Raw genomic sequence first — 26,772 nt, 5'->3', positions numbered from 1 at the left:
TCTGGAACCTTACTTCACCGCCGCATTGCCGCCATCCGCAAACAGCGCCGCCCCGGCAACGAAACTCGACATCGGGCTGGCGAGGAAAAGGGCTGCCTGCGCCAGTTCTTCCGGCTCGGCGATGCGCTTCATCGCATGCAGGCCTGCCGCCCATTCCTTCTGGGCCGCATCTCCGGCCATGGGTGTGTCGACCCCGCCAGGAAGCAGCCCATTGGCGCGAATGCCCTGCACGGCATAATCGGCGGTAATGCCTTTCACCAGCCCCATCAGCGCCGCCTTCGACGTGCCATAGGCCGCCATGCCCGGTATGCCTGCACTGGTACCGACGAAGCTCGAGATAAAGACGATCGAGCCACCGCCCCGCTTCAGCATCAACGGAATCTGGTGACGCGCACCGAGATATGAGGAAGTGAGATTGGCTGTGATTACATGATCCCATTCCTCGGCGGAAATCTCAGCCAGCGGCTTCATGGCGCCGACCGCGCCTGCATTGTTGACGGCGATATCGAGACCGCCGAAAATGCTGACGGCAGCATCCGCCAGCCGGGAATGAGTTTCCTCAAGATTGACATCACCGACAACGGCATGGACACGGCCACCGGTCTCGCGAACCCCGGCGGCAACCTCTTCCAGTGCCGCAGCACCCCGCGCATTGATGACGACGGCTGCCCCTTGCGAGGCAAACAGCCTCGCCGTCGCCCGGCCGATGCCGGATGACGCGCCAGTGATGATGGCAACCTTGTTTTCGAGTAATTTCATATCCTTGACCTCCGTTGATGGAGACCAAGGATTAGAGAGGGGCCGGGATCACAACCACCCGATTCCTGCCGAACCGGGTGGAAAGCGCTTTACTCCAGCGGCAGCGCCACCACGCGCAGATTGCCCTGCGCATCGGCAACCATCATATGCGCATTCTTGCGGCCTTCGGATTTCAGGCCGTTGATGCGAACCAGCACGTCGCCGGGAACTTCCATGAAGTCCTGACCAACTTCGACGATGATATCGCCCGGTTTCATGCCCTTCTGTTCGGCCGGCGAACCCGTATCGACGCTTGCGACCAGCACACCTTCAACGCTTTCAGCAATGCCCTTTTCCGTGCGCAGCTCATTGCTGAGGACGACCAGGTTCATGCCAAGCACGCTCTGCGGTGCTTCACGCACTTCCGGCGTCTGGTCCTGTGCCTGATCGTCGGTGCCGCCATCATCATCAGGGGCAACCACGCCGCCATCACCGTCTTCGGCCTGCGGGTCTTCGGTCGCGGCCTTTTCGTCGGTCGTATCCTGCAACTGCCCGAGCTTGACCTTGACGGTCTCCTCCTTGCCGTCACGCAGGATCACCACATCGACTTCCTTGCCAACCGGGCTTTCCGCCACGATCCGCAGAAGGTCGCGCATTTCATGAATGTCCTTGCCGTCGAATTTCAGCACGACATCGCCGGCCTGGATAGGGCCGTTCTCCACCGGGCCGCCTTTGGCCACACCGGAGATAAGCGCACCCTTGGCGCTTTCCATGCCGAGGCTTGCGGCCACATCGTCGGTGACCGGCTGAACACGAACGCCGAGCCAGCCGCGACGGGTCTCGCCGAATTCGATCAGCTGCTGCACGATATTCTGCGCAAGCTCCGTCGGAACGGCAAAACCGATACCGATCGAACCGCCGCTCGGCGAAATGATCGCGGTATTGATGCCGATTACCTCGCCCTTCATGTTGAAGAGCGGACCACCCGAATTGCCCTTGTTGATCGCCGCATCCGTCTGGATGAAATTGTCATAGGGGCCGGCATTGATGTTGCGGCCGCGCGCGGAAATGACGCCGACAGTCAGCGAACCGCCAAGGCCGAAGGGGTTGCCGATGGCCATTACCCAGTCACCGATGCGCATGCTGCGCGAATCGCCGAACTTGACGGCCTTCAGCGGCGTTTTTGGCTCTACCTTCAAGACCGAAAGGTCGGTCTTGGTATCGGTGCCAACAAGCGTTGCCTTCAGCTTCGAGCCGTTCGGGAAAATCACCTCGATGGCATCAGCACCCTCGATGACGTGATTGTTGGTGACGACATAGCCAGCGGGATCGATGACGAAACCGGAACCCAGCGAGTTGACCTTTTCACCGCCCTCCGGCTTCTGGCTGTCGAAATAATCCTTGAAGAATTCCTGGAAGGGCGACCCCTCCGGCAGCTTCGGCGGAACAGGACCCTTGCCCTCGGTCTTGACGTTCTGTGACGTCGAAATATTCACCACCGCATCCAGCAGCGGCTCGGCAAGATCGGCCACAGACTCCGGCCCATGGCTCTGCGCCCTTGCCGCAACCGGCGCCGAAAGGCTGCCCGCCACAAGCGCGATGCCCGCGACTGCGGCAATGCTGTTGCGAAAAGGCGAAAGAAGGGTCACGGCCATAAGCGTCCTCGCGTTTCAGATAGTCTCGCCTTGCATATATCGACAAAGCATAAGGCGGAATGATGAAGTGTAAAAATACCTTTTCGTGAACAGGCGGATGATGCCTTGCCCCTGCCCACAGCATTGGCACGAAACGGGAGTGAAAAGAAAGGGCCGGCCAAAACCAGTCCTCAGATTACCAACAACGGCCGCCAAGCCCTCCCCTCGGCCATCCCTCGGGTCGTGCCTGAGGACGACGTCGTGCGGAGGCTGTCAAAAAGAAAGGGCCGGTAAAACCGGCCCTTTCAAACTCTCTTGATCCGATATCAGTTCGCCGGCGCGGGCGCCGCGGGTGCGGCCGGAGCCGCAGACGGAGCGCCGTTGATGTTGTTGAAATAACGGAAGAAGGTCGAATCCGGCGACAGGACCAGCGTCGTGCCGGTACCGGTCATCGAATTGGCATAGGCGGCCATCGAGCGATAGAACTCGAAGAAGTTCGGATCGCGCTGGAAAGCCTCGCCGAATATGCGGTTACGGTTGGCATCGCCTTCACCGCGCAGCACTTCAGACTGACGACGCGCATCGGACTCGAACTCGACGACCTGACGGTCGGCGATAGCGCGGCGGCGCTGGGCTTCTTCATTACCGCGGGCGCGGATGAGTTCTGCTTCAGCCAGACGTTCCGACTTCATGCGCTCGAAGGTCTGCTGCGACACTTCCTGCGTCAGATCGGTACGGCGGATGCGGACATCCACGATGCTGATGCCGAGCGATTCCGCGTCAGGACGCAGATCGTCCCGCACTTCCTGCATCATCGATGCGCGTGCATCCGAAAGCGCCGATTCAAAGCCGCGAAGACCGTAGACCCGGCGCAAAGATGCGTCGAGACGGGTACGAAGACGCGATTCGGCCGACATCTGGTCACCCGAGACCGTCTGGCGGAAACGGCGTGCGTCCGTAATGCGATAGACGACGAAGGCGTCTACTTCATAGAACTTGCCGCCCGAAACCTGAACACGGATATTGTCGTGATCGAAGCGCAGCGCCCGGTTCTCGACATATTGCACCCGATCGGCATCCATGAAGGCGAAGGGCAGCTTGAAATAGAGGCCCGGCGCGGTTTTCACATCCTGGATCTGACCGAAGCGCACGACGATGGCCTGCTGGCGCTCGTTGACGACGAAGATCGATGAATAGCCGAGGAAAAGCACGGCGGCGAGACCGACGAGAATGGCCGTAAGACGGTTACCCATATCAGTTGCCTCCCTGCTGTGCTGCGCCTGTATTGCCGCGCATGATCTCATTCAGAGGCAGATAAGGCACCACGCCCTGCTTTTCGTCGATGATGACCTTGTTGGAGCCCTTCAGGACCTGTTCCATGGTTTCAAGGAACATGCGCTGACGGGTCACATCCGGCGCCGTGCGATACTGGTCGTAGATGGAGATGAAGCGCTGTGCCTCACCCTCAGCCTCGTTGACGACACGCGACTTGTAAGCGTTCGCCTCTTCGACGATCTGTGCCGCCTGACCGCGTGCCGCACCCAGTTTCTGGTTGGCATACTGGTTGGCTTCCTGAACGAAGCGATCTTCATCCTGCTCGGCGCGCTGCACTTCATCAAAGGCATCGGCCACTTCGCGCGGCGGTGCCGCATCTTCGATGGCGACCGCATTGATGGAGATGCCGGCGCCATAACCGTCCATGGTGGACTGGATGATGGTGCGCACGTCTCCCGCAATCGCCTGACGGTTATCGCGGAAAATATCCTGCGCCGGGCGACGGCCAACCACTTCGCGCATGGCGCTTTCAGAAACCTGCTGCAGGGTTTCCGCCGGGCTGTCGACATTGAAGAGATAGGATTTCGGATCCGAAACGGTATAGAGCACCGAGAACTGCACGTTGACGATGTTCTGGTCGCCGGTCAGCATCACGCCGCTCGATGACGAAGACGAGGCGCGCGAACCGATATTCTGCTGCTGCTCGGTGACCTTGACGATTTCAACCGTCTCGATCGGCCACAGATGGAAATGCAGGCCCGGCATCGAGATTTCATCCTTGGGACGGCCGAAACGCAGCTCAACGCCACGCTCGTCCGGCTGGACGGTATAGATGGACTGGATGCCAAGGAAAACGAGGATGACCAGAACGAGGATCGCAACCGCGCCGCCGTTAAAGCCACCCGGCAGGACATTCTTGAAACGGTCCTGACTGCGCCGGATGATCTCTTCCAGATCAGGTGGGCCGCCATTGTTGCCGCCACCGCCGCCGCGAGGCCGGTTAGGCCCCTGTCCCCACGGGCCGCCACCGCCACCCTGGTTGTTTCCTCCACCGCCGCCGCCCCAAGGGCCGCCGCCGCCATTCTGATTGCTCCAGGGCATCAATACCTCTTTATAAAAGCCTCTCCCGGTTCCGTTCGAAAGCGATTGCTCGCGTGCGGCGGGAATATCGACCCGTTATAGGAAGGAGAAGCGTCCGTTTCAACGCAGAGGTGGTAACTAAATACCCAATCAGGGTAAATAGTTCACTTTGACGCGGCTCTTCGCAAATAAGTGGTGAACAGAACCGGATAATTGTCCCTTTCCCCTGCGGGAACGGCATTCTCGTCGGTTTTTTCAAAGACCTCAGGATCGATTTCCGGAAAAAAAGTGTCGCCATCGAGCTTTACCGCCACATGGGTGACGGAAAGTTGATCGGCAAATGGCATGGCCTGACGATAAATCTCGCCGCCGCCGGCCACGAAAACCTCATCGACACCCATTTCCGCAGCCTTGTCTTTGGCAAGCTTCAAAGCCTCGTCCAGCGACGAGACCACATCAACGCCCGCCGGCCTGTAATCGGCATTGCGGCTGACGATGATATGCGGCCGGCCCGGCAAGGGGCGCTCACCGACAGACAGAAACGTCTTGCGGCCCATGATGAGCGGCTTGCCCATCGTCATCGCTTTGAAGCGCTTGAGATCAGTGGAGAGCTTCCACGGCATATCGAGGTCGCGGCCGATGACGCCGTTTTCCGAGACGGCGACGATGATGGTGACGCGTGGCTCGCTCATACTGCGATCGGTGCCTTAATGCTTGAATCGGCCTCGTAATTCTCCAGCGTAAAGTCTTCGAACTTAAAGCCGAAAAGATCCTTCACATCAGGGTTGAGGCGCATTGTCGGCAAGGCTTTCGGGGTTCGCGTCATCTGCAGCCGCGCCTGCTCGAAATGATTGGCATAGATATGCGCGTCGCCAAGCGTATGGACAAAATCACCCGGTTTCAGACCGGTCACCTGCGCCACCATCAGCGTCAGCAGCGCGTAAGAGGCGATGTTGAAGGGCACGCCAAGGAAAATATCAGCCGAGCGCTGGTAAAGCTGGCAGGACAATTTGCCGTCCGAAACATAGAACTGGAACAGGCAATGGCAGGGCGGCAGCGCCATTTCGTCCACCAGCGCCGGGTTCCAGGCCGAAACGATGTGGCGGCGGGAATTGGGGTTGGTTTTCAGCGCCTCGATCAAAAGCGCGATCTGGTCGATATGACGACCATCCGGTGCCGGCCACGAGCGCCACTGCGCGCCATAGACCGGGCCGAGATCACCGTTTTCATCGGCCCACTCATCCCAGATGGAAACACCGTTTTCCTTGAGATAGGCGATATTGGTGTCGCCCTTCAGGAACCACAGCAGTTCATGGACGATCGAGCGCAGATGCAGCTTCTTGGTGGTGAGGACCGGAAAGCCCTGCGAAAGGTCGAAACGCATCTGGTAACCAAAGACCGAGCGCGTACCGGTGCCGGTGCGGTCTCCGCGGTCGGAGCCGATATCCATCACATGCCGGAGAAGATCGAGATATTGTTTCATGCGTTCTGCCGCCGATTCCCTGATATCAGGAGAATATAATAGCACAGGGCGGCAGAACCAATCACCTAATGCGGGCTATCCCCGGCTCAAATCAAAGCGACTGGAGTTTGCCCAGTTCCTTGGCCACCAGATAATAGAAGGTCACGCGCGACTTGGAGCGGTCAGCAGCCATGGCTTTCGCGGTGGCGTCGATCGCCTTGTCGGCGCTGTCGTCGGTCACGCCGAGCTTCTTGCCGCACCAGCTTGCCTTGACACGCGCAAGTTCTTCCGGATCGGAAGCAGACACCAGCGATGAATCCCGGTTGCGCAACGCAATGCCGAGATGCTTGACGATTTTGCCAACGATGGCTTCGTCGGCTGCCGCATCGTATTTCTTCACATCTGCGAGATAGTCGGTCATATCAACTCCTTCGTGTGTCCCCGGCGCCACGTTGCTTCTGGTGACCGGTTGCATGGAGAATGTGACAGCAATCTCTCGTCGTCAAGAATTGTCTAAATCGTCAACGTCAAACACGAAACCTTTTCATGGAATTGTCATAGCCCCCCTTTTCTCCGCCGGGCGAAACGCCTATATGAGCTTTGCCGGGGCAACCCGGCTATGGCGATAAACGGTCGGTGTAATAAACCTATTGGACCCGGGGGCGGTACCCGGCGCCTCCACCAAAAACCGGCGGACTTCTTTAAAGGGAAGGCCGGCTTTTGATGGGGGCGAAATAGGATCGACAAGGGCGTAAAGATCGAACTTTTGCTCGGCATGATACCGCCGTTATCGGGTCACAAGTGTAGTTGCAAACGACAACAACGCTAAGGAATATGCTCTCGCTGCCTAATGGCGGTGCGGGAATTCCGCTCTAAGTCCTTACGGTTAGCCCCGTAAGGCGGGGTTCGGAGGTACCTGGCAACAGAAACCTCCACCTTCTCCATTTTGCCTGAATTTGTTATATGATAGCTGACTTGCGAACGGCATCGGCTTTTCCGTTGCTGCCGTTCGGGACATTGCGTATACTTGGGCAACGCGCAGCCGTCTGGATCGAGTTCGATCTCCGGTTCAGGATTGCGCAAAGATTCAAAGTGTTACAGCGTCCTTGGCGCGCAAGGCGCGCAGCGCATTAAAAGACGTTCGAATAAGGGAAAGACAGGACCGCATGGGGCAGGATCATATCCGTTACGACATTCTCGCACAGGATGCCCTTCGCGGCGTTATTCGTAAGGTTTTGGGTGAAGTGGCCGCCACCGGCCGCCTGCCCGGCGACCATCATTTCTTCATCACATTCCTGACCGGCGCGCCGGGCGTGCGGATTTCCCAGCACCTCAAGTCGAAATATGCCGAGCAGATGACCATCGTTATCCAGCACCAGTTCTGGGATATGAAGGTAACGGAAACCGGCTTCGAAATCGGCCTGTCTTTCTCCGATACGCCGGAAAAGCTGGTTATCCCTTACAACGCCATTCGCGGTTTCTACGATCCTTCCGTCAATTTCGAGCTTGAATTCGACGTGCCTCTGGCCGATGAAGAAGAGATTGAAGAGGCCGAAATCACCGCCTATCCCGTTTCCAACGAGGCAAAGCCCGCTTCCACCTCCGAGGCCCCCAAGGCCGGCGAGGAAAAGAAGGAAGGCTCCGTCGTTTCGCTGGATGCCTTCCGCAAGAAGCAATAAGGCCGTTCTTCCGCCACCCGAAACCCAAGGAGACATATCCGCATGGCCGCCGATATCGTCAATCTGCGTCAGTTTCGGAAGCAGAAGGCCCGCAGCGAAAAGGAAAAACAGGCGGAACAGAACCGCCTGTCCTTCGGTCGCAGCAAGACCGAAAAAAACCTGACATCGGCCCTTAATGAGAAAGCTGAAAAGGCGCTCGATCAGGGACGACTCGAAAAGGATGATGGCGGGACCGACAGGGACTGACGATCGGACCTGCCGCAGCCAACTCCCCCGCAAAATCGGAAACCAATCGCGAAACAGAGGCTTGCCGGCGAAACATGATTCAGATTTCCAGCCGGAGGCCGATCTGATGATCCGCAAGCACTCAGCCACATTACACGGCCACCGCACCAGCATTTCACTTGAAGATGCCTTCTGGGAAGAACTGAAGACGATTGCCGAAAGGCGCAAGATCAGCTTCGCCGCCCTGCTCGCGGAAATAGATGACAACCGGCCCGCCGACAGTAATCTGTCCTCGTCTTTGCGCGTTTATGTGCTGAACTGGCTGAAGAGCCGGTAATCTTTCCATCAAGCCGACGACATGGTCACTGGCCCTGATCTTCCAGCCCACAGACTACAAACATTCCGGCCAGAAAACTCGTAACGTCGCGAAAGCATTCATTAAACATTCGCGGCCTAATCTGCGCTGCAAGGCATTCCCGTATTGCGTAGCCTTGTTTTCAGTCTTTGTTTCATAGTTTTTCCAATCCCCACATCCGCCACGAGGCGACCCATGGTTTCTGTCATTTCGGGAACAAGCGCTGCTGTTTCCGCCCTTTCCTCTTCATCCACCTCTTCTTCAAACGTTTCCGAGCTGAAATCGCAGATTGCCGAAAAGCAGTCGGAGCTGGCCCAGACGACCGAAGCGAAAGCCCAGGAAGAACTGAAGAGCGCCATCGCCTCGCTCAAGGCTCAGCTTGAAGCTATCGAAAACAGCGCCGAGAAATCGGCAGCGTCGGGCAGCAGTACGGATAAACCCAGCCTCTCGGGAGAGAGCAGCAGGATTGGCACGAAAAACTTCGATGCCGATACGCCCTTCGGCGAACGCGAGAGCTGGATTTAATCGGCTGCCCGGTAACGCTGGAAAGACCGCCAAAAAACACAGCTGTCCAGACCACCGCACCAACATTTGTTCTGAGGCAATGCCATGAGCCGTTGCCAGACACCCCTCCTCTCATTTGATCCGAGGTTGCGCGACCGGGTGCGACGCTGGCCATGCATGCCCGGGAAGGGAATGGCCCCGTTTTTGGGTACCAGCCTAGACATCCTGCAAATCTGAAGGCGATCCACCCTCAGATTTCAAACAAGCTATGGATTGACCGGAGCATTTTCCGGCGCCAGGTCCCGGATTGCATTTTCCGTCGGTGGCACGACCAAAATCGGCGCCGATTGCCGCTCCGGCACGGGTTGCTGCTGTTGCTGTTGCTGCAACCGCTCCTGCTGTTCTTTTTCCTGGCGAAGACGCTCCTCGGCCGCAGCCTTCAGCCGGGCCTCCTCTTCCGCCTTTGCTTTGGCTTCCGCCTCCACCCGTTCCTTTTCAGCCTGCCGCTCGGCCGCCTGGGAGCGATAAAGCGCCACCTCGCGGCGCAAACGCTGCTTTTCAAGAACGCTGGCCTGCATGGCCTCCACCCGACGGCGCTCCTTTTCGAAAGCCCTGAGCGAGAGATAATTGCTGAGCGTCGAAACATCGATCGTCAAAGCCGGCGCCGCCAGCGGACCATTGTAGTTGAGGCGCAGAGACGGTTCGGCTCCGGCAACCGCTTCGGTGCCGGGATTGAAGAGAAGGTCGAGATCGCCATTCACGGTCGATGCGGCAATATCCACCGTCGCATCGCCGGTAAGCGTCACCGGATCGATCCCGGCGCGCAGATTCTGGAAATGAAGCGCGCCGCCATTCAGCGAGAACGGCAGGGCCACATCACCGAGCCCGATTTCGCCCTGCCACAGGTTCTGGTCCACCAGCGGCCGAACTTTGGGCGCATCGATCGGCTGCTGCAAACCATCCGCCGCCTGCAGGATCGGCGGCAGGGCGCCGGGGTTAAGCCCCTTCAGCACCAACCCGCCAGCGCGGATTTCACCTGAACCACCCGCCGATTTCAGAATTTCGCCGACACTCTTGCCCGTCGATTCGGCCGTCAGGTCGATGGCAACCCGGCCGGTCGCCACCGGGCCATTGGCGTTCGCCCACAGGATAGGCTCCGGATTGGCGTCGGTCACCGCGATCTTGGTGCGGAAAATCCCCGCCCCTTCACCCGTGGACATGGCAAGCCGGCCCGTCAGTTTGCCGCCCATGAAGCCGCCCGTGACATCATCGAGCGAAAGACTGCCCGAATCATGTGTGACCTTGGCCGCCAGACCCGTGATCGTGCCAAACGGACCCGCTTCGAAATTCTCCGCCTTCAGCGACACCGAGGCCTTGAGCTGGGGGAAAGCGGCCATGGCCAGCGGCTTGGCGTTCAGCGCACCACTTTCCGGATCGATCACCGGCCCGTAGATCGCATCACCCAGCCAGGCGAGATCGGCGGTCCTGACCGACAGATCACCGCTGACAGGATAAGGCGCGGCGCGCTGAACCGCGAGATTGCCGGAGAACGGATTGCCGCCCACTTGCCCGCCCACGGAGGAAAAAGCGATCTTCTGCGCATCGACCGCCACTTTCGCATTGGCTTTCACAGCCATGCCGCCGCCGAGTTGCGGCAAACCCACCGCGTTCATGATGAGATATGGTTCGATATCAGCACTTTCGAGCGCCACATCCGCGCTGCCCTCACCGAAATTGGCGGCAGCAACGGCAAAGGAGCCGTTCATCGAAAAATGCGTACGCTCCGTCGAGAAGCGGATATCGGTCTGGGCCGGCGAGCCGAGCGTGCCATTGAGCTTGACGGAAAGAAGCCCCTCGCCATCCGCATCGAACGGCAGCGGATCAAGCCCCGCCTGCCCGAACAGGATCGCCGTCGACTGGTTTTTCAACACCGCTTCCAGCGACATCGCCGTATCATCGGTGATCGACAGGAAATCCGGCATCTTGGCAACGGCCGACAGACGGCTGCCATTGACGGTACCTGACACGGCCACATTGGCCCCGCCATTTTCACTATTCACCGAAACATCGACGGCAAGGTCGGAATTGGCGTACCACGGCGCGCTGGCGGCCAAACGGCTGAGGAAGGGATGGTTGGGCAATTTCTGCTGCAGCATGGTGAAGAACGGCTGCATATCCGGAGCATGCAGGTTTACCGTGCCCTTGCCCGCATATTTTAGCAACGAACCCTGCAGCTGTCCCGTGGCCTTGACCTCAGCACCGGCAATATCGCCAGCCGTCATCTTTTCGAGCGTCAGAACACCGCCGGCCATGGTGAAGGCGGTTTCGACATGATTTGCGGTTACGCCGGCCATGTTGAACCGGTCGGCCTTGAACTTGGCGTCGATGCGATGATCGAGAACCGAGCTTCCAACCTGATCGCCCAGCGCCAGACTGCCGAGCGCCTTCAGCGCATCAAGATCGATTTCATTGCCGGCCAGATCGATGGAAAGATTGGACGTCTTGCCATCGGAGCGCCGCTCCAGCTCACCCTTCAGCGAAGCGTCGCCAATGGCAAGCTCGAGATTGTTGAAACGCTGGTTGAGCGTCGTCAGCGAGACATCGGCGGAAAAACCGGCCGCATTAAGCTGCCGGATCGCCGGATCGACCGAGCCGGAGAGCCAGTTGGCAAGCCCCGAAGGCTGGTTGGAGGCGAGAAGCAGATTGCCGTTGAAGGCCGGGCCGCCAAGCAATGTCAGCGATCCCTTGGCTTCCAGCTGCGTCCTGCCCGGCAGTGTCGCAACCGCATTCACCACCTGCCAGCCGCTGCCTTCCGGGCGCACATCCAGCCTGATGTCACGAATGGTCGTATCGTCGGAAACCAGCGCCGGAAGGCTGATGCTGGCCTTGCCCGGCACCTGCGGCACCGGAATACGCGCCACCATGGCCGCAAAGGCCTCGATGCGCTGGCGCACGGAGACGGTGGGCTGGCGCGAGGTCTTGCCCGTCTGCACGACGGGTGGCGCAAAGCGCGCGACATCGATCTGCTGACCGTCCGCCGTCAGCAGGAATTCCGGTTTCGCACCGGTGTCCAGTGTCGCCTCGCCGGTCACGACATAGGGGTTTTCGCTGCCACCAAGCTCCATGCGGTAGCTCGATATGCGCACGCTTTCATTGGTCAGTTCGAAACTGCCGCGTGTACGCGGCGAAGAAAACAGCGATTGTCCGGCCTGTTTCTGCTTTTCGTCTTCCCGGAAGCTGAAAGCGAAAGAGCCGCTATAGGCAGGCTTGCCCGCCGTTGCAGCAATCGCGCCATCAAGATCGACCTCGACCGGATGTTCATCCGGCACCACCCGCACCCTGAGCCCCATGCGGCCGGCGACATAATCGGGCTCGCTGCTGGAAAGGGAGAAGGAACCCGGATGCCCGTCAACAGCAGCACGCCCTTCCGCCTTCCACGGCCCGGCCAGCGAATTGGCGGACATGTCGGCGTTAAGGCCGGTCACGACACGGTTGCGGCCGGATTGCTCATCGATGAATTCGATTTGCCCGCCTTCGATCTGCACGCTTTCCAGAACCACGGTGCGGGCGGGAATTTCCGCCCGGCTGCCACGCATCCAGTCCAGCGTGCCGTCCTTCAACAGCCTGATCTTGGCTTTGGGCTCCTCGATGCGCATGTCGAAGATACGCGCTTCGCCGGAAAGGAAAGGTGCAAGCTCGGCATCCATGGAGAAACGGGCGACCTGGATGAGCGGCGATCCATCCGCATCCGTTCCGGCGCGCACATCATGCAGGGTTACCGAAGGGAAAGGCAGGATACGGGCCTCGACCCGGCCGTGCACCACCACCTTCTTGCCCAGAATGCGGCTTGCCTGGTCTTCAAAGTCGCGGCGGAAATCCGTCCAGTCGACGAAATAGGGAATGAGCAGCGCCGAAAACAGCACCAAGGCCAGCAGTCCGCCCAGAAAAACCAGAATACGCCCGAGCACTGACCTGCATCTCCCTTCGCGAACGCTGCAAACCTATTCTTTTCTGCCTTAACGGCAAGCAGCCTTTTGTACCAATCAATTGTGAGAATGATCAGACAAGCCGGAACAGCTTGCCCGGATTGAAAATATTATCCGGATCGAGCGACGTTTTGATGGCACGCATCACATCCAGTGCATTTCCAGCCTCTTCGGCCAGAAAACTCATCTTGCCCTGGCCGATGCCGTGTTCGCCGGTGCAGGTACCGTCCATGGCAATCGCCCGGCGGTTGAGGCGGGCGACGAAAGCTTCGGTTTTCGCGACACTTTCGGCATCCTTGCCATCGAACAGAATAAGGACATGAAAGTTTCCGTCCCCCGCATGGCCGACGATTGGCGCCAGAAAACCGTTTTCCTCGATGTCCCGCTGCGTTTCCACTACGCAATCCGCCAGCCTTGAAATCGGCACGCAGACATCCGTGGAAAGCCCGTCGAGGTCAGGCGCAAGCGCCCGCGATGCCCAATAGGCGTCATGCCGTGCCTTCCACAGCTTGTTGCGCTCGGCAGCATCGCCCGTCCAGCGGAAATCGACGCTGCCGCATTCGGCCGCGATCTCGGCAAATTGCTGCGATTGCAGCGCCGCCGTTTCTTCCGTGCCGTGAAACTCCACAAACAGCGTCGGCTTTTCCGCGTAGTTCAGGCCGGAATAGGCGTTGCAGGCGCGCACCTGCACCTCATCAAGCAGTTCGATGCGGGCAACCGGAACGCCCATCTGGATCGTCATGATGACGGCATCACAGGCCGCCTTGATACTATCGAAGGTGCAGACCCCGCCGGCGATCTTTTCCGGTATGCCCTGCAGCCGCAGCGTGACCGAGGTGATGACGCCGAGCGTCCCCTCCGCCCCCACGAAAAGCCGTGTCAGATCGTAACCCGCAGACGACTTGCGGGCGCGGCGGGCCGTGCGGATTTCCTCGCCATTGGCGACGACGGCGGTGACGGCCAGCACATTGTCCTTCATCGTGCCGTAGCGCACGGCATTGGTGCCTGACGCCCGCGTCGAGGCCATGCCGCCGATCGAGGCATTGGCGCCCGGATCGATCGGGAAAAACAGGCCGGTATCGCGCAGGTAGACATTCAGGTCCTCGCGCGTCACGCCCGGCTCCACCGTCACGTCAAGATCTTCGGCATTCACCTCAATGATGCGATTCATCCGGCTGAAATCGATGCAGATTCCACCATTGGGCGCATTTACCTGCCCTTCGAGCGAAGACCCCGTTCCGAACGGAATGACCGGCACCTTGTACTGTGCACAAGCCTTCACCACGGCCTTCACGTCATCAGCGTTTTCGGCAAAGACAACGCCGTCAGGCGCCTGCAGGGTCAGATAGGTGGTGGTGTGGCCGTGCTGTTCGCGAAACGCCTGCCCGGTCTGGAGCCTTTCGCCCAGTTGCTGCTTCAGCATCGCGAGCACCGAGGCAATACCTTCTTCGTTCCGCTTTCCCGCCACCACATCTTTCAGCGCCATCGTCTGTCTCCACCGCAACATCCGCCCGTAACGGAGCAGATCCGTTACGAAATTCCGTCAGGTGGTATGGGATAAGGTTAACGCTTTGTCCAGCCGATCAGCCGCCCGAACGGCAAGAACGAACTGCTACCGCCGCGGCTTCGTTGCTCGGCGTATTGCCAGCCCCGAGCAAGCTCCGCCCCGCATACACCTTATACGTGAATTTATTCATCGACACTCATAAATGCATATGAATTACAACCGGAATGCGGATCCTGGAAAAGCATGTCCGCGTTCAAACATCAGGGTTTCAAGATGACTACAATTACAAGTCAGCCCTTCACCGCATCGAATTCTTTTCGGCCGCTGACCGAAAACATTTCCCCCGGAGACCAGGCAAGCTCCCCCTCACACGCCACGAAAGGCGTCGATCCTCTTACCGTGCTGCTTGCGTCCGACCTGGACAATGAAACCGGCGACCTCACCTACGACAGGACAGGCAGGATCGAAAGCATGCCAGAGAAACGCAGCGCGGATGTTGAAAACGCAAAGGACAAATCAGGCGCAGAGGGCGAAACAGATTGGAAGGAAGAAATTATCCGAACCACCAGCTTTGATGTTTCCCCGGCCTCCAGCAGACGCGACATATGGGGAGAGGAATTGCGGTTCAATAAGGCTATCCACATCCTAGGCGTACGGCCTCAAGATATTATTCGCAATTTCGTTCCAGAAGGCATGACCAAAGAGAGTGTGTATGAACTGACACCGGAGGCATATCAAGCTGAGCTAAGTAAAGCATACTACAACGCTTCGCAGCGCGAACAGAGGGAGAGTTGGGCATATCACGGCCGCGATTTCGACGCCTATGTGGCAGGCGTAGACAACCCGGCCTATGCAGCCATGGGCGTTCCCGGAAGCATACAAACGCTTCAGAATGCAATCGATTTTTACAACAGCACGCACAAAACTGAAATTCAGAAGGTAGATTCGGAAACTCTGACAGATAAACAGCGAGCAACTCGTAAAATGCTCGAAGACACCAGTAACTACTGGAAAAAACGCGCCAAAGACCAACTCGACCGGACGATTTCCAGCCTGTTCAATAGCTATGACAGAATAGGGAACCTGATTGAGACGGACGCGAACGGCAGAGTCAGCGTCGGAGCCTTTGAACTGTCTTACAAAGGTGTCCAGATTTATCGCCCGAACGGGGATTAATCAGCTGGCAGGTCTGCTTAATTCTGTCGGTGGCCTGAGAAAACAGGCTTCCGCTCAAGTTATGGCGAAACTCGCAACCGGTTTGCCCATCGCCTTCCTACTCGGCAGCAAGCAGCGGCTTGTCTTCCTCCAGCGCCTTGCGACGGGCTGCAAGTTCCAGTTCGCGGTGGAGGCGGATTTCCTCATCCGCCTGCGGCTTGGCGAAGCGGGCAATCAGCAGATAGGAGACCGGCGTGATGTATAGCGTCACCAGCGTCGCAAAACCGAGACCGCCGACGATGACCCAGCCGAGCGCGATGCGAGCTTCCGCACCTGCCCCCTGCGCCAGCACCAGCGGCACGCCGCCGAGAATGGTGGCGATCATCGTCATCATCACGGGGCGCAGACGGATGCTGGTGGCCTTTTCGATGGCTTCGCGCACGGTGGCGCCCTGATCGCGCAGGTGATTGGCGAATTCGACGATGAGGATGCCGTTCTTGGCCATGACGCCGACCAGCAGCACGAGACCGATCTGACTATAGACGTTGAGGCTGGACCCGGTGACCAGCAGGGCGATGACTGCGCAGGCAAGGCCGAGCGGCACCGTGGTCATGATGATGACCGAACTCAGAACGCTTTCGAACTGCGCGGCGAGCACGAGGAAGATGATGGCGATGGCGAAACCGAAGGTCAGCAACATGCCGCTCGAATTTTCTTCAAGCGTCGCCGCTTCGCCGAGCGGCAGCAGGCGAGCGCCCGGCGGCAGCACGGATTGCGAAAGCTCATTCACCTTTTGAAGGGCCTCACCAAGCGAAACGCCATCCTTGAGGTTGGCGGTAAAGCCAACGGAGGGAAGCTGCTGCTCGCGGTTCAGCTGCGGCGCGACCGCATTTTCCTTGAGCGTGGCAATAACCGACATCGGCACGATCTTGCCGTCGCCCGTTTTCAGGAAGACGTTTTCCAGATCGGTCGGATCGTTGATCGGCCGGGTCGAAGACAGGAGCCGTACGGGGATCGCATCGCCATCCACGAAGACATCAACGATCGAGCGTCCCTCCAGCAGCGACTGCATGGCACGCGACAGGCCGGTGATATCGATACCGAGATCCGACGCGCGTTCGCGGTCGATGGAGACGGAGATCTGCGCCTGATTGGGCTCGTTGTCGAAGCGCGGCGTGTCGAACAGGCCGCTTTCTTCCATGGAAAGCAGCAATTTCTGCGTCGCCGCCGTCAGCGCCGGATAATTGCTGCCGACCATCGCCATCTGCAACCCGTTGCCGGCGCCGCGAATTCTGAGGCTGTTCGGCTGCATCGCATTCCCACGCAGCGCCGGCACACTGTTGGCAGCGGAGGTAACGTCGGCAGCGATCTGGTTCTGCGTACGCTCACGATCGGCCCAGGGGGCGAGCGTCAGCACCATGAAGCCGGTATTGGACGAACCGTTCATGCCGGTGATGGAGTAGATATTGCGGATTTCGCCACTGTCGCGCAGCGGCTGCAGGTTTTCCTCGATCCGCTGCAACTGGTCACGGGTATATTCGAGGCTGACGCCCTGCGGCGCTGTCACCCGCATCATGATCGAGGCGCGGTCTTCACGCGGCGTCAGCTCATTCTGGATCATGCCGAAGGCGATCCACGACAGGCCGGAGAAGATCAGCGCGACAACGATGACGATCAGCGGATTGTTGAGGCAGGCGGAAAGCGTTGACTTATAGGTGGAGGCAAAGACATTGCCGAACCAGGCGAGCGGCCCCGTCGGCTCCTTCAACCCTTCCTTCAGCATGCGTGAGGCGAGCATCGGGCAAAGCGTCAAGGCGACGATCGAGGACAAGCCCACCGCGAAGGCCAGCACGAAGCCGAATTCGCGGAACAGGCCGCCAAGCTGGCCGGGCAGGAAGGAGAGCGGAATGAACACGGCGGCAAGCGTCGCCGTCGTTGCTATGACCGCGAAGAAGACTTCCTGCGTGCCGAGAACGGCAGCGGCCCGCGGCCCCATGCCTTCCGTGCGGCGGCGCACGATGTTTTCCAGCACCACGATGGCGTCATCGACAACCAGGCCGGTCGCGAGAACGATGGCAAGCAGCGTCAGAATATTAATGGAAAAGCCAACCATATAGATGGCGACAATGGTGCCGATCAGCGCCACCGGCATGGTGATCGCCGGAATGAGAGTGGCGCGCCAGTCGCGCAGGAACAGGTAAAGCACCACGACGACGATAAGCGCGGAAAGTCCGAGCGCCAGTTCAACCTCGTGCAGTGCGCCTTCGATGAAGACGGCGTCATCGCTGGTCACGACGATACGCGTGCCTTCCGGCAGGTTGGCCGACATGGTATCAACAGCGGCCTTCACGCCCGTGGAAATACTGAGCGTGTTCGACTGCGCCTGGCGGATGACACCGAGACCGACACCCTGCACGCCATTGGAGCGCAGCGAGGTGGATTCATCATCTGCCCCGAGCATGACGGTTGCCACGTCCCTGAGACGAATATTGTTCTTGATCAAAAGATTGGAGAAGTCTTCGGGCTTCGTCAGGCTCGCCGTAGCGCGCACGACGATGTCCTGCGTCGTGCTTTTCAGCGACCCCGCCGGCACGTCAAGCGCAGCGCTGGCAAGCGCGTTCGAGACATCGGTGACCGTCAGACCACGGCTGGCGAGTGCCGCCTGATTGAGATCGACGCGGAAAACCTTTTCCTGATCGCCGTAAAGCTCCACATCCGCCACGCCATCAACGGCGGCCAGACGGTCGATGATCTCGTCATCCACCAGCTTGGTCAGGTCTTCCATGCTGAGTGTGGTCGAGGTGACGGCAAGGCGCATGATCGGCTGGCTGTCGGAATCCGCCTTGATGATCTGCGGTTCGTCGGCATCGTCAGGCAGCTGATTGGTGACGCGGCCGATGGCGTCGCGCACATCATTGGCGGCGACGGCGAGATCGACATTATCGCCGAATTCCAGCGTCACGCGGCTGGTGCCGAATTGCGAATTGGACGAGATGGACTTGACGCCACTGACACGGGCGACAGCACCTTCAATGGTCTGCGTCACTTCCTGATCAATGGTTTCCGGCGCGGCACCTTCATAGGTGGTCCTGACGCTGATCGTCGGCCGGTCGACATCGGGCAATTCGCGCACTTCGACGCCAACCAGCGCGGCAAGGCCGGCGACGACCAGCAGCGTGTTGAGAACCGCCGCCAGAATGGGCCGGCGCACGAACAGGGCAGTAAAGGCGAGCTTGGAATCCTGCCCGGAGGGTGGCTGCGTCGTCATTGGCTGGCAACCTCTTCAGGCTTCGGCTGATTGTTGACGCGGACCGCGCCGTCTTCTCTCACACGCTGCAGACCCTCGATCACGACAGGCTCGCCCTCCGCCAACTCGGCCTTGACCAGAACGGCATCGGGGTTGCGCTGCACGATCTGCACGCGCACCTTGTTCGACTTGCTGTCGGCAACGCGCCAGACATAAGAGCCTTCCGCATCCCATTGCACGGCCAGCGGATCGACCGAAGCATAGGTCTCCCCGGCAAAACGCATGGTAACACCGAAGGACATGCCGGCCCTCAGCTCATCCTTCTCATTGCCGAACTTCGCCCGGATGCGGATCGTCCGGCTTGCCTCGTCAACACGGTTATCGACGGCCTCGATCTCACCCTTGAAGGCCTCGCCGGGGCGGGAAATCGACGTCGCCTCCACCGGCATGCCGACCTTGATCGCGGTTGCGAAGCGCTCCGGAGCCCAGAAATTGACGAGAATTTCAGAACGATCATCGATGCTGACGATGGTCGATTGCGTGGTAACGTTGTCGCCGATATTGGCAGCGACGATACCGGCCACGCCTTCGATGGGCGCGACGATGTCGCGGCGCTTGAGATTGAGTTCGGCAGTGCTCAGCGCAAGCTTGGCAGCCTCTTCGGCAATCTGCGCATCCAGCACGTCAAGCCGGGAAACCGATTTCAGGTTCTTGTAGGAGTTGGATTTTTCAACCGCGCTGCGCAGTGTGACCTGCGCCTTGTCGCGCTCGATCACCTGCTCCTCATCATCGAGCCGCGCGAGCACCTGCCCCTTCACGACGCGGGCACCGGAGGAGGTGCGGATTTCCGAAACGGTGCCGGAGGCCTGCGGCATGACGACAACCGACTGGATCGCCTCACCATTGCCAATGGCGTTCAGCCGGTCATTGACCGTACCTTTCTTGACGGGAGCCATGACCACCAGGGTCGCGTTGCTGTTGCCATGCGCGCCGCCGGCATTCTGGCCCGCTGGCGTGCCGGAGGCTCCGGCGCCGGATGCGGCAACCTCGATCGCACCGGCCGGCGTTTTGCCAAGCCCGATGGCAGCGAGAACATTGCGGGCATCGGGCGAATAAAAGCCCCAGAGACAGAGCCCCGCTCCCACCACGGCAACACTGACACCCACCTGTTTCCAGACCCGCATGTATTTCTCCGGTTGATCCGCGCAGTAAAATGGAGTTCCAAACCGAACCCTGTTGGAACGTGCAAAGTATTCCCGCTCGCCTTGACGAAGGCAACGCACAAAACCGTTCCTTACGTAATTGTAATTTGTGATGAATTTTCGTCGGGACGCATGGCGCAACCGTTTCTGTCGCAAATCTCCGCCGATCGGTTACTCTAAAAGCCGAAAACCATTTCCGGAGGAAGCCATGAGCACCGTGACGAAAGCCGAAAATCCCGAAGCCGACCCACGCGTCAAAGCGGTGTTCGATGATATCCGCACCACCCGCAAATCGGATTTCATCAATAATATGTGGCTCTACCTCGCCTTTGATCCTGATCTCTTGGAAAAGACCTGGGCCGAGGTCAAGGCCGTGATGGCGACGCCTTCGGCGCTTGATCCCCTGGTGAAGGAAATGCTCTATATCGCCGTTTCCGTCACCAATGGCTGCTCCTATTGCGCCCATTCCCACACGGCCGCCGCAAAAGCCAAGGGCATGACCATTGAACAACATGCCGATCTGTTGCGCATCATCGCGCTTGCAGCCAAGACCAACCAGCTTGCCGTGGCGCTGCAAGTGCCCGTTGACGCCGCGTTCGATGCCGACAGACGGGCTTGAGACGAAGAAAATGCCTTGGAATAGGCGTTTTGACTGACGATACCGGAATAAAAGCAGAACACGGTTCTGGCCTTTATATCCCGAATCACTACATTGGGCCGCATGAGCAACAGTTTTGACGATATGCCGTTCTTCGATGAAGAACCCGCCGCACCGCGCAGGGCAACGAACAATGCCCCTTCGGAAAACGGCGGCGGGCTTGGCATTGCCGCCCGTGCCATGGCGGCGCGCGACCAGACACGTGCCGCGCCCGATTATCTGTCCGGCCTCAACCCGGAACAGCGCGATGCCGTGGAAACGCTGGACGGACCCGTTCTCGTGCTCGCGGGCGCCGGCACCGGCAAGACGCGCGTTCTGACGACCCGCATCGCCCATATTCTGGCAACCGGCCGTGCCTATCCGAGCCAGATCCTTGCCGTGACCTTCACCAACAAGGCTGCCCGCGAGATGAAGGAACGTATCGGCGTGCTGGTTGGCGGCGCTGTCGAGGGCATGCCCTGGCTCGGCACCTTCCACTCCATCGGCGTCAAGCTGCTGCGCCGCCATGCGGAACTCGTCGGCCTGAAATCGGATTTCACCATTCTCGATACGGACGATGTCGTGCGGCTGATCAAGCAGCTCATCCAGGCCGAAGGTCTTGATGACAAGCGCTGGCCGGCAAAACAATTCGCCGGCATGATCGACGGCTGGAAGAACAAGGGCCTGACGCCGCCGGATATTCCGGAAGGCGACAGCCGCGCCTTCGCCAATGGCAAGGGCCGCGAGCTTTACACCGCCTATCAGAACCGGCTGAAGACGCTGAACGCCTGTGACTTCGGTGATCTTCTGATGCACCCGATCAGTATCTTCCGCCGCCACACCGATATTCTGAAGGAGTATCACCAGAAGTTCCGTTACATTCTGGTGGACGAATATCAGGACACCAACACGGCGCAATATATGTGGCTGAGGCTTCTCGCACAGCGCGCCAAGGGCGAGCCGCAGAACGTCTGTTGTGTTGGTGACGACGACCAGTCGATCTATGGCTGGCGTGGGGCCGAAGTGGATAACATCCTGCGTTTCGACAAGGATTTCCCCGGCGCCAAGGTCATCAAGCTGGAACGTAACTACCGCTCCACCGAACATATTCTCGGCACGGCCGGCCATCTGATTGCCCATAATGAAGGGCGTCTCGGCAAGACCCTGTTCACCGAACGCAGCAGCCCTGATGACGAAAAGGTCATGGTGCATGCCGCCTGGGATTCCGAGGAGGAAGCCCGCGCCGTCGGCGAGGAGATCGAGCAGCTCCAGCGCAAGAATCACAAGCTGAACGACATGGCCATCCTCGTTCGCGCCTCCTTCCAGATGCGCGAATTCGAAGACCGTTTTGTCACGCTTGGTCTCAATTACCGCGTCATCGGCGGTCCGCGTTTTTATGAGCGCCTCGAAATCCGCGATGCCATGGCCTATTTCCGGCTGGTCTGCCAGCCGGCCGACGATCTCGCCTTCGAGCGCATCGTCAATACACCCAAGCGCGGTCTTGGTGATACGACGATCCGCAACCTGCATGACTATGCCCGCGCCCGCGATATTCCGATGCTGGCGGCAGCGGCCGACATTATCGAAACCGACGAGCTGAAACCGAAAGCGCGCAAGGCGCTGTTCGACGTGGTGCAGGATTTCCGCCGCTGGCAGGGCCTCCTGGAAAACACCGAGCACACCACGCTTGCCGAACAGATCCTCGACGAAAGCGGCTACACCGCCATGTGGCAGGTCGACAAGACGGCGGAAGCACCCGGGCGGCTGGAAAACCTGAAGGAACTCATCCGGTCGATGGAATCCTTCGAAAGCATGCGTGGATTTCTCGAACACGTCGCACTCGTCATGGATGCGGAACAAAATGCCGAGATGGATGCCGTATCCATCATGACGCTGCATTCCGCCAAGGGTCTGGAATTCGACACCGTCTTCCTGCCCGGCTGGGAAGAAGGCCTGTTCCCGCACCAGCGGGCGCTGGATGAAGGCGGCCGCTCCGGTCTCGAAGAAGAACGCCGTCTGGCTTATGTCGGCATCACCCGCGCCAAGAAACTCTGCCATATCTGGTTCGTATCGAACCGGCGTATCCATGGCTTATGGCAATCCACCCTGCCCTCACGTTTTCTGGAAGAACTGCCGCCCGCCCATGTGGATGTCGCGGCATCCGACAGCAATTACGGCGGTTATGGCGGGCGCGGCGGCTATGGCCAGTCCCGCTTCGATAAGGCGGAACCCTTCGCCAATAATTATTCCACTCCCGGCTGGAAACGGGCGCAGGCCAACAAATCAGATGCCACCCGCGATAACTGGGGCACACGCTCCGGCCATGCGGTCGAGCGGATTGGTTATGGCGAAAGCGGCCCGCGCACCCGCACGATTGATGGCGAGCTGGTGGCCAAATCCGTTGCCGACACGCCGTCGAAATTCGTGGTCGGCGACCGCGTCTTCCACCTCAAATTCGGGAATGGCAACATCTCCGCCATCGAGGGCAACAAGCTGACCATCGATTTCGACCGCGCAGGACAAAAGCGCGTGCTGGATGGATTTGTGGAAAAGGTTTGATTCGAGCGGTTAAGACAGGTTCAAGACAGCTTTTTCCATAGCCCGCGTCACATCGTTGCAATAAAGAAATTGCTACACGAGAGCGAAAACCGGGCGAGGACCGCTTTGCATATTTTACCGAAAAGCCAGCGCAAGCTTGCCGTTTTCCTGATCAACATGGATAGCGCCACGAAGCGCCTTGAGGATATGACCGCCAGGCTCGACGCGATCGGACTGCAGGCGGAGCGTATCGCCGGCGTAAATGGCCGCGAGCTCAATTATCCGATCCCGGAATTCAGCGAGATTTCCTACATGCTCATGCATGGCCGGCGCACCTCGCCGCCGGAAATCGGCTGTTATCTCAGCCATGTCGCCTGCGCCAATAAATTCATGGCTGGCGATGCCGATATCGCGCTCATCCTTGAAGACGACGTGGTCTTCGACAATGATTTTCTGAATGCAATCGATGAGGCGGTACTGAACGGCGGTGACTGGGATTTGCTACGGCTGACGACGGTCAGCAACGGCCGCAAATTCCAGTTTCGCCCGCTTTCCAATGGCCGTTCGCTGGCCATTGCCCTGACGCGGGAAAAAGGCTCAGGCGCCTATCTCGTCAATCGTCGCGCCGGAAAATGGATATCGAAACTGATCCCCATGCGGCTCGCTTATGATATCGCATTCGATCTGGAATATCTGGCAGGCCTGAAGGGGGCTTTCATCTATCCGCTCTGCGCCACGCAGGATGCGGATGGCGAAAGCCAGATTCAGAACAACCTGCGCATTTATCGCCTGCCGCGCTGGCGTTATTTTACGGTGCTGCCCTATCGCGCCTATCTGGAAACCAGCCGTTTTCTTCTGCGCGGCCTCCGCTTCGCCATCGCCAGGCTGAGCGTTACGCTCGAAGGCGGCAAGGGCAAGACTGCTCCCGCCGGCAATTGAACAAGCTGGATCATGCCTCGCCGGGCGTAAAGCCGATGAGATAAACCGCAGCGATCACGGCTGCGAGAATGAAAATCGAAATGACGAAAATCGTCATCCGGTTCAATGGCTTGCGTGTCGTTTTCTTCATGCTGGAATAATGCGCGGCAGGGTCACTGGTTCCGTAGCGCACAGGATAATGCCACGTGAAGCCGCGAAACGGCGCAATTCGATTCCGCTTCAGGCACATATCGGCTAAAGCTCGGATACTTCTTCAGCTTTCCCGGCACGCCACAACAGACCCGCCATGACAGATATGACGCATCCCCGCCTCAACCCGCTGCATCTTGCCGCCGCCTTCGCTAGCGGTTGTCTTTTGACGTTGATGGTGCATTTCAACGGCCAGCTTGCCCATTACGGCAGCGCGCTGTTTTCCTCGTGGACGGCGCATGGCACAGGTACGGTGGCGGCGCTGATCTATCTCGCCATCATGCGCCCGAAGAACGACCCCACGGCACCGGCAAAACCGAAGGCACCGCTCTGGGCCTATTGCGGCGGGGTTGTGGGTGCGGCCATCGTCATCCTCACCTCCACCGCCGTCAATTCGCCGCTGGCGCTTTCCGGCACCATCGCGCTCGGCCTCGGCGGACAGGTGATTTTCAGCCTGCTGGCCGATCTTTTCGGCCTTTTCGGCCTGCCGAAACGGCGGCCGGATATGCGGGACATGGCAGCGGTGGCACTGATCCTTTGCGGCAGCGCGCTCATCATTCTTGTCGGGAGAACGGCATGATCGTCTGGATAGCCATGGCTTTTGCCGGCGGCGTCTTCGTGGCGCTGAGCCGTCAGATCAACGGCCGCTTGAGCCTGTCGAACTCACCACTTATCGCTTCATTCTGGAACCATATCGTTGGCTTTGCCGTGCTGACCGTCATCGGCCTCATCGTCGGCGGCCTCATTCCGCCCGGCGCGGCCGATGCGCCCTGGCTTGCCTTTATCGGCGGCCCGATCGGCGTCGTCTTCATCGCCTCGGGAAGCTGGCTCATTCCGCGCATCGGCGCGGTCAATACCGCCCTTCTGGTCATCAGCGGCCAGATGGTGTCAGGCGTTGTGCTCGATCTCTTCGGCGATCATCCGCCGAAAATCTGGGCAAGCGCGCTTGGCATTCTTCTCATCATCGCCGGCATGGTGCTGACGCAACGGCGCAGCCGTTGATGAAATTCAAATAAACTCAGGAATCGTTGCCGCGCGAGAACATGCTGAGCAGCGTCTTGCCGCCACTTTTCCCGCTGCTGCTGGCAAGCGTCGGACGGTTGCCGTTCAGTTTTGGCACCACGACCATGCGCTTGACTTCGCCGCGCTTGAAGGCGGCCAGGAAGCGCGAATAATCCCGAAACACGACACAGCCGTTCGATTCACCGCGTTTCGCCAGCATGTAGGTATGGGCAAGAAGCCCATCGCGGCCATGCGGGTTGACGCCGTTTTCCGGTGTCAGGCGAATGGCTTCTACGCCATGAAACCGCGCTTCGCGCATCGTCAAGCGATAGCTGGAGGGCGGCGTAGAGCCACGCATTCTGACGTGAACAAAGTCGGGATTGTCACGCATCTTGCCGATGCCGGAATGCGCTTCCAGCTTCTCGCCATTCGGCATGTGAACCGTCCCGGAGGAAATATCGTAAATCGCCGTGCCATTGCCGCGATCCGGCCACGGAACCGCATCCATCTTGCTCGGCTCGCGCATCGGATTATCAGGCTTTGCAAAGGCAAGCATGGCGCCGGTGCTCTGCTTCGGCTGCTGCGGCGCGCGCAGCGGAACCGGCGCATCAAAATCGGGGGCTGACGCAACCGCAGCCTTGGAAAGGGCGGGACGCGGCGACGGCTCCACCGTCTCGGCCGCCGCCACTTCGGGCCGGAAGCTCGGAAGCGGTACATCATCGGGAAGCAGGCTGCTCGCCTCTTCCTCGATCTGCGGGCGCGCCAGCGCCACTTCGAATGCCGGATGTTGCGAGGCAGCGCTTTGATAGGCGACCTCGGTGGTGCGCCCAAGCGCCGAATCGACGATTGCCGAAGGCCTGAGCGCGGCAAGTTCCTTCACCGACGCCTGCCCTTTGGCATTTGCCGCCGCGCCAAAGCGCTCGCGAAATTCCTTCGCGCCGATCTCCGGCATGATGCCGGCAAGGCGAACGGCCTTCTGCGGGCCATGGCTGTGATCGCTCAGGCGGGAAAATTTGCGGACGTGAATATCCCGCCCAGTCGCGTGGCCGATCGCCGTCTCGGCAGAATCAAGCCTCGCCACCAGCGTCTTTTCAAATTGCCCGACGCCATGCGAGGCGGCTGCCATGCTATGCAGCGATGCGAAGGCAGCAAAGGCAAAAAGACCGGCAAAGGCACCGCCACCGAGCAGCGCGGACATTCGGCCAAGCGAAAAGGATTTGCCTTTCTTGAGGCAGGACGACCCGGCAACACCGGCGCCATTATAGGCCGCAGCAGAAAACGCCATGATACTCGTTACTCGAACCGTTCACGCACACCCGGCCAATGCCGGTGGGATTTTGGGGCATCCAAAGAGCGGGTGAACACCACGCCGCTTTCGGAACTGACTGGTTCGAAGCATGACGAATTATGGTAACCAA

At 59.3% G+C, this 26,772-nt stretch carries 22 protein-coding genes and 1 other RNA gene; 11 read left to right on the top strand and 12 right to left on the bottom strand.

Features of this window, described 5'->3' with window-relative positions; genetic code table 11:
- Positions 1-9 precede the first annotated feature (9 nt).
- The 7 genes from M0412_RS02640 to M0412_RS02610 form a co-directional block, all read right to left on the bottom strand.
- Entirely contained in the window at positions 10-759 is a 750-nt protein-coding gene (locus M0412_RS02640; protein ID WP_269703076.1) for an SDR family oxidoreductase, read from the bottom strand.
- Positions 760-848: 89 nt separating this feature from the next.
- Entirely contained in the window at positions 849-2,393 is a 1,545-nt protein-coding gene (locus tag M0412_RS02635) for a Do family serine endopeptidase (RefSeq protein ID WP_269703078.1), read from the bottom strand.
- Positions 2,394-2,698: 305 nt separating this feature from the next.
- Positions 2,699-3,625: a protease modulator HflC gene (gene hflC, locus M0412_RS02630; protein WP_142840233.1), complete on the bottom strand. Its 927-nt coding sequence runs from the start codon at positions 3,623-3,625 to the stop codon at positions 2,699-2,701.
- A gap of 1 nt (position 3,626) precedes the next feature.
- Entirely contained in the window at positions 3,627-4,748 is a 1,122-nt protein-coding gene (hflK, locus tag M0412_RS02625) for an FtsH protease activity modulator HflK (protein WP_142840234.1), read from the bottom strand.
- 143 nt (positions 4,749-4,891) lie between these two features.
- Positions 4,892-5,419 carry a dihydrofolate reductase gene (locus tag M0412_RS02620; protein ID WP_269703081.1) on the bottom strand — a complete coding sequence of 176 codons (528 nt, stop codon included), beginning with the start codon at positions 5,417-5,419 and terminating at the stop codon, positions 4,892-4,894.
- A complete protein-coding gene (locus M0412_RS02615; protein WP_269703082.1) occupies positions 5,416-6,210 on the bottom strand; it encodes a thymidylate synthase in 795 nt (264 codons plus the stop codon). Before M0412_RS02615 ends, M0412_RS02620 begins: the two co-directional genes overlap by 4 nt.
- A gap of 91 nt (positions 6,211-6,301) precedes the next feature.
- Entirely contained in the window at positions 6,302-6,610 is a 309-nt protein-coding gene (locus M0412_RS02610; protein WP_035242256.1) for a DUF2853 family protein, read from the bottom strand.
- A gap of 142 nt (positions 6,611-6,752) precedes the next feature.
- On the opposite strand from M0412_RS02610, the gene ssrA reads away from it, so the two are divergent.
- The 5 genes from ssrA (at position 6,753) to M0412_RS02585 (ending at position 8,973) form a co-directional block, all read left to right on the top strand.
- Positions 6,753-7,126, top strand: a transfer-messenger RNA (tmRNA) gene (gene ssrA, locus M0412_RS02605).
- 229 nt (positions 7,127-7,355) lie between these two features.
- Complete coding sequence (locus tag M0412_RS02600) at positions 7,356-7,868, top strand: SspB family protein (protein WP_142840237.1); 513 nt, start codon at positions 7,356-7,358, stop codon at positions 7,866-7,868.
- Positions 7,869-7,910: 42 nt separating this feature from the next.
- Positions 7,911-8,114, top strand: coding sequence for a DUF4169 family protein (locus M0412_RS02595; protein ID WP_269703085.1), 204 nt, complete (start codon positions 7,911-7,913; stop codon positions 8,112-8,114).
- Positions 8,115-8,220: 106 nt separating this feature from the next.
- Positions 8,221-8,430: a ribbon-helix-helix domain-containing protein gene (locus M0412_RS02590; protein ID WP_269703087.1), complete on the top strand. Its 210-nt coding sequence runs from the start codon at positions 8,221-8,223 to the stop codon at positions 8,428-8,430.
- A 213-nt stretch (positions 8,431-8,643) separates the two neighbouring features.
- Positions 8,644-8,973 (top strand): hypothetical protein, encoded by a 330-nt coding sequence (locus tag M0412_RS02585; RefSeq protein ID WP_269703089.1) that lies wholly within the window; start codon positions 8,644-8,646, stop codon positions 8,971-8,973.
- Positions 8,974-9,218: 245 nt separating this feature from the next.
- On the opposite strand, the gene M0412_RS02580 is transcribed toward M0412_RS02585, so the two are convergent.
- Together M0412_RS02580 and M0412_RS02575 are read right to left on the bottom strand one after the other, a co-directional pair.
- Positions 9,219-12,920, bottom strand: a complete 3,702-nt coding sequence (locus tag M0412_RS02580; RefSeq protein WP_269703092.1) for an AsmA-like C-terminal region-containing protein — start codon at positions 12,918-12,920, stop codon at positions 9,219-9,221.
- Between the two features lie 91 nt (positions 12,921-13,011).
- Positions 13,012-14,424: an FAD-binding oxidoreductase gene (locus M0412_RS02575; RefSeq protein ID WP_269703094.1), complete on the bottom strand. Its 1,413-nt coding sequence runs from the start codon at positions 14,422-14,424 to the stop codon at positions 13,012-13,014.
- Between the two features lie 294 nt (positions 14,425-14,718).
- Here M0412_RS02575 and M0412_RS02570 point away from each other — a divergent pair, with 294 nt between their 5' ends.
- A complete protein-coding gene (locus M0412_RS02570; RefSeq protein ID WP_269703097.1) occupies positions 14,719-15,621 on the top strand; it encodes a hypothetical protein in 903 nt (300 codons plus the stop codon).
- 97 nt (positions 15,622-15,718) lie between these two features.
- Here M0412_RS02570 and M0412_RS02565 read toward each other — a convergent pair whose 3' ends face one another.
- Both M0412_RS02565 and M0412_RS02560 read right to left on the bottom strand, forming a co-directional pair.
- Positions 15,719-18,868, bottom strand: coding sequence for an efflux RND transporter permease subunit (locus M0412_RS02565; RefSeq protein ID WP_269703099.1), 3,150 nt, complete (start codon positions 18,866-18,868; stop codon positions 15,719-15,721).
- Positions 18,865-20,031 (bottom strand): efflux RND transporter periplasmic adaptor subunit, encoded by a 1,167-nt coding sequence (locus tag M0412_RS02560; protein ID WP_269703101.1) that lies wholly within the window; start codon positions 20,029-20,031, stop codon positions 18,865-18,867. The genes M0412_RS02565 and M0412_RS02560 overlap by 4 nt, the downstream gene beginning before the upstream one ends.
- Positions 20,032-20,257: 226 nt before the next feature.
- Here M0412_RS02560 and M0412_RS02555 point away from each other — a divergent pair, with 226 nt between their 5' ends.
- The 5 genes from M0412_RS02555 to M0412_RS02535 all read left to right on the top strand — a co-directional run bounded on the left by M0412_RS02555 (position 20,258) and on the right by M0412_RS02535 (position 25,354).
- Positions 20,258-20,668, top strand: coding sequence for a carboxymuconolactone decarboxylase family protein (locus tag M0412_RS02555; protein ID WP_269703103.1), 411 nt, complete (start codon positions 20,258-20,260; stop codon positions 20,666-20,668).
- Between the two features lie 102 nt (positions 20,669-20,770).
- Complete coding sequence (locus M0412_RS02550) at positions 20,771-23,245, top strand: ATP-dependent helicase (protein WP_269703105.1); 2,475 nt, start codon at positions 20,771-20,773, stop codon at positions 23,243-23,245.
- A 105-nt stretch (positions 23,246-23,350) separates the two neighbouring features.
- Positions 23,351-24,163 carry a glycosyltransferase family 25 protein gene (locus M0412_RS02545; RefSeq protein WP_269703108.1) on the top strand — a complete coding sequence of 271 codons (813 nt, stop codon included), beginning with the start codon at positions 23,351-23,353 and terminating at the stop codon, positions 24,161-24,163.
- A 286-nt stretch (positions 24,164-24,449) separates the two neighbouring features.
- A complete protein-coding gene (locus M0412_RS02540) occupies positions 24,450-24,932 on the top strand; it encodes a DMT family transporter (RefSeq protein ID WP_142840249.1) in 483 nt (160 codons plus the stop codon).
- A complete protein-coding gene (locus M0412_RS02535) occupies positions 24,929-25,354 on the top strand; it encodes a DMT family transporter (RefSeq protein ID WP_142840250.1) in 426 nt (141 codons plus the stop codon). Before M0412_RS02540 ends, M0412_RS02535 begins: the two co-directional genes overlap by 4 nt.
- A 16-nt stretch (positions 25,355-25,370) precedes the next feature.
- Here M0412_RS02535 and M0412_RS02530 read toward each other — a convergent pair whose 3' ends face one another.
- Positions 25,371-26,639, bottom strand: a complete 1,269-nt coding sequence (locus M0412_RS02530) for a DUF2778 domain-containing protein (RefSeq protein WP_142840251.1) — start codon at positions 26,637-26,639, stop codon at positions 25,371-25,373.
- Positions 26,640-26,772: the final 133 nt, after the last annotated feature.

It is taken from the genome of Agrobacterium sp. O3.4 (genome assembly GCF_041414895.1).
GTDB classification, from domain to species: Bacteria; Pseudomonadota; Alphaproteobacteria; order Rhizobiales; family Rhizobiaceae; genus Agrobacterium; species Agrobacterium cucumeris.
The sequence above is the reverse complement of the archived record's forward strand: the minus strand, read 5'-3'. Positions and strand labels throughout refer to the sequence as shown.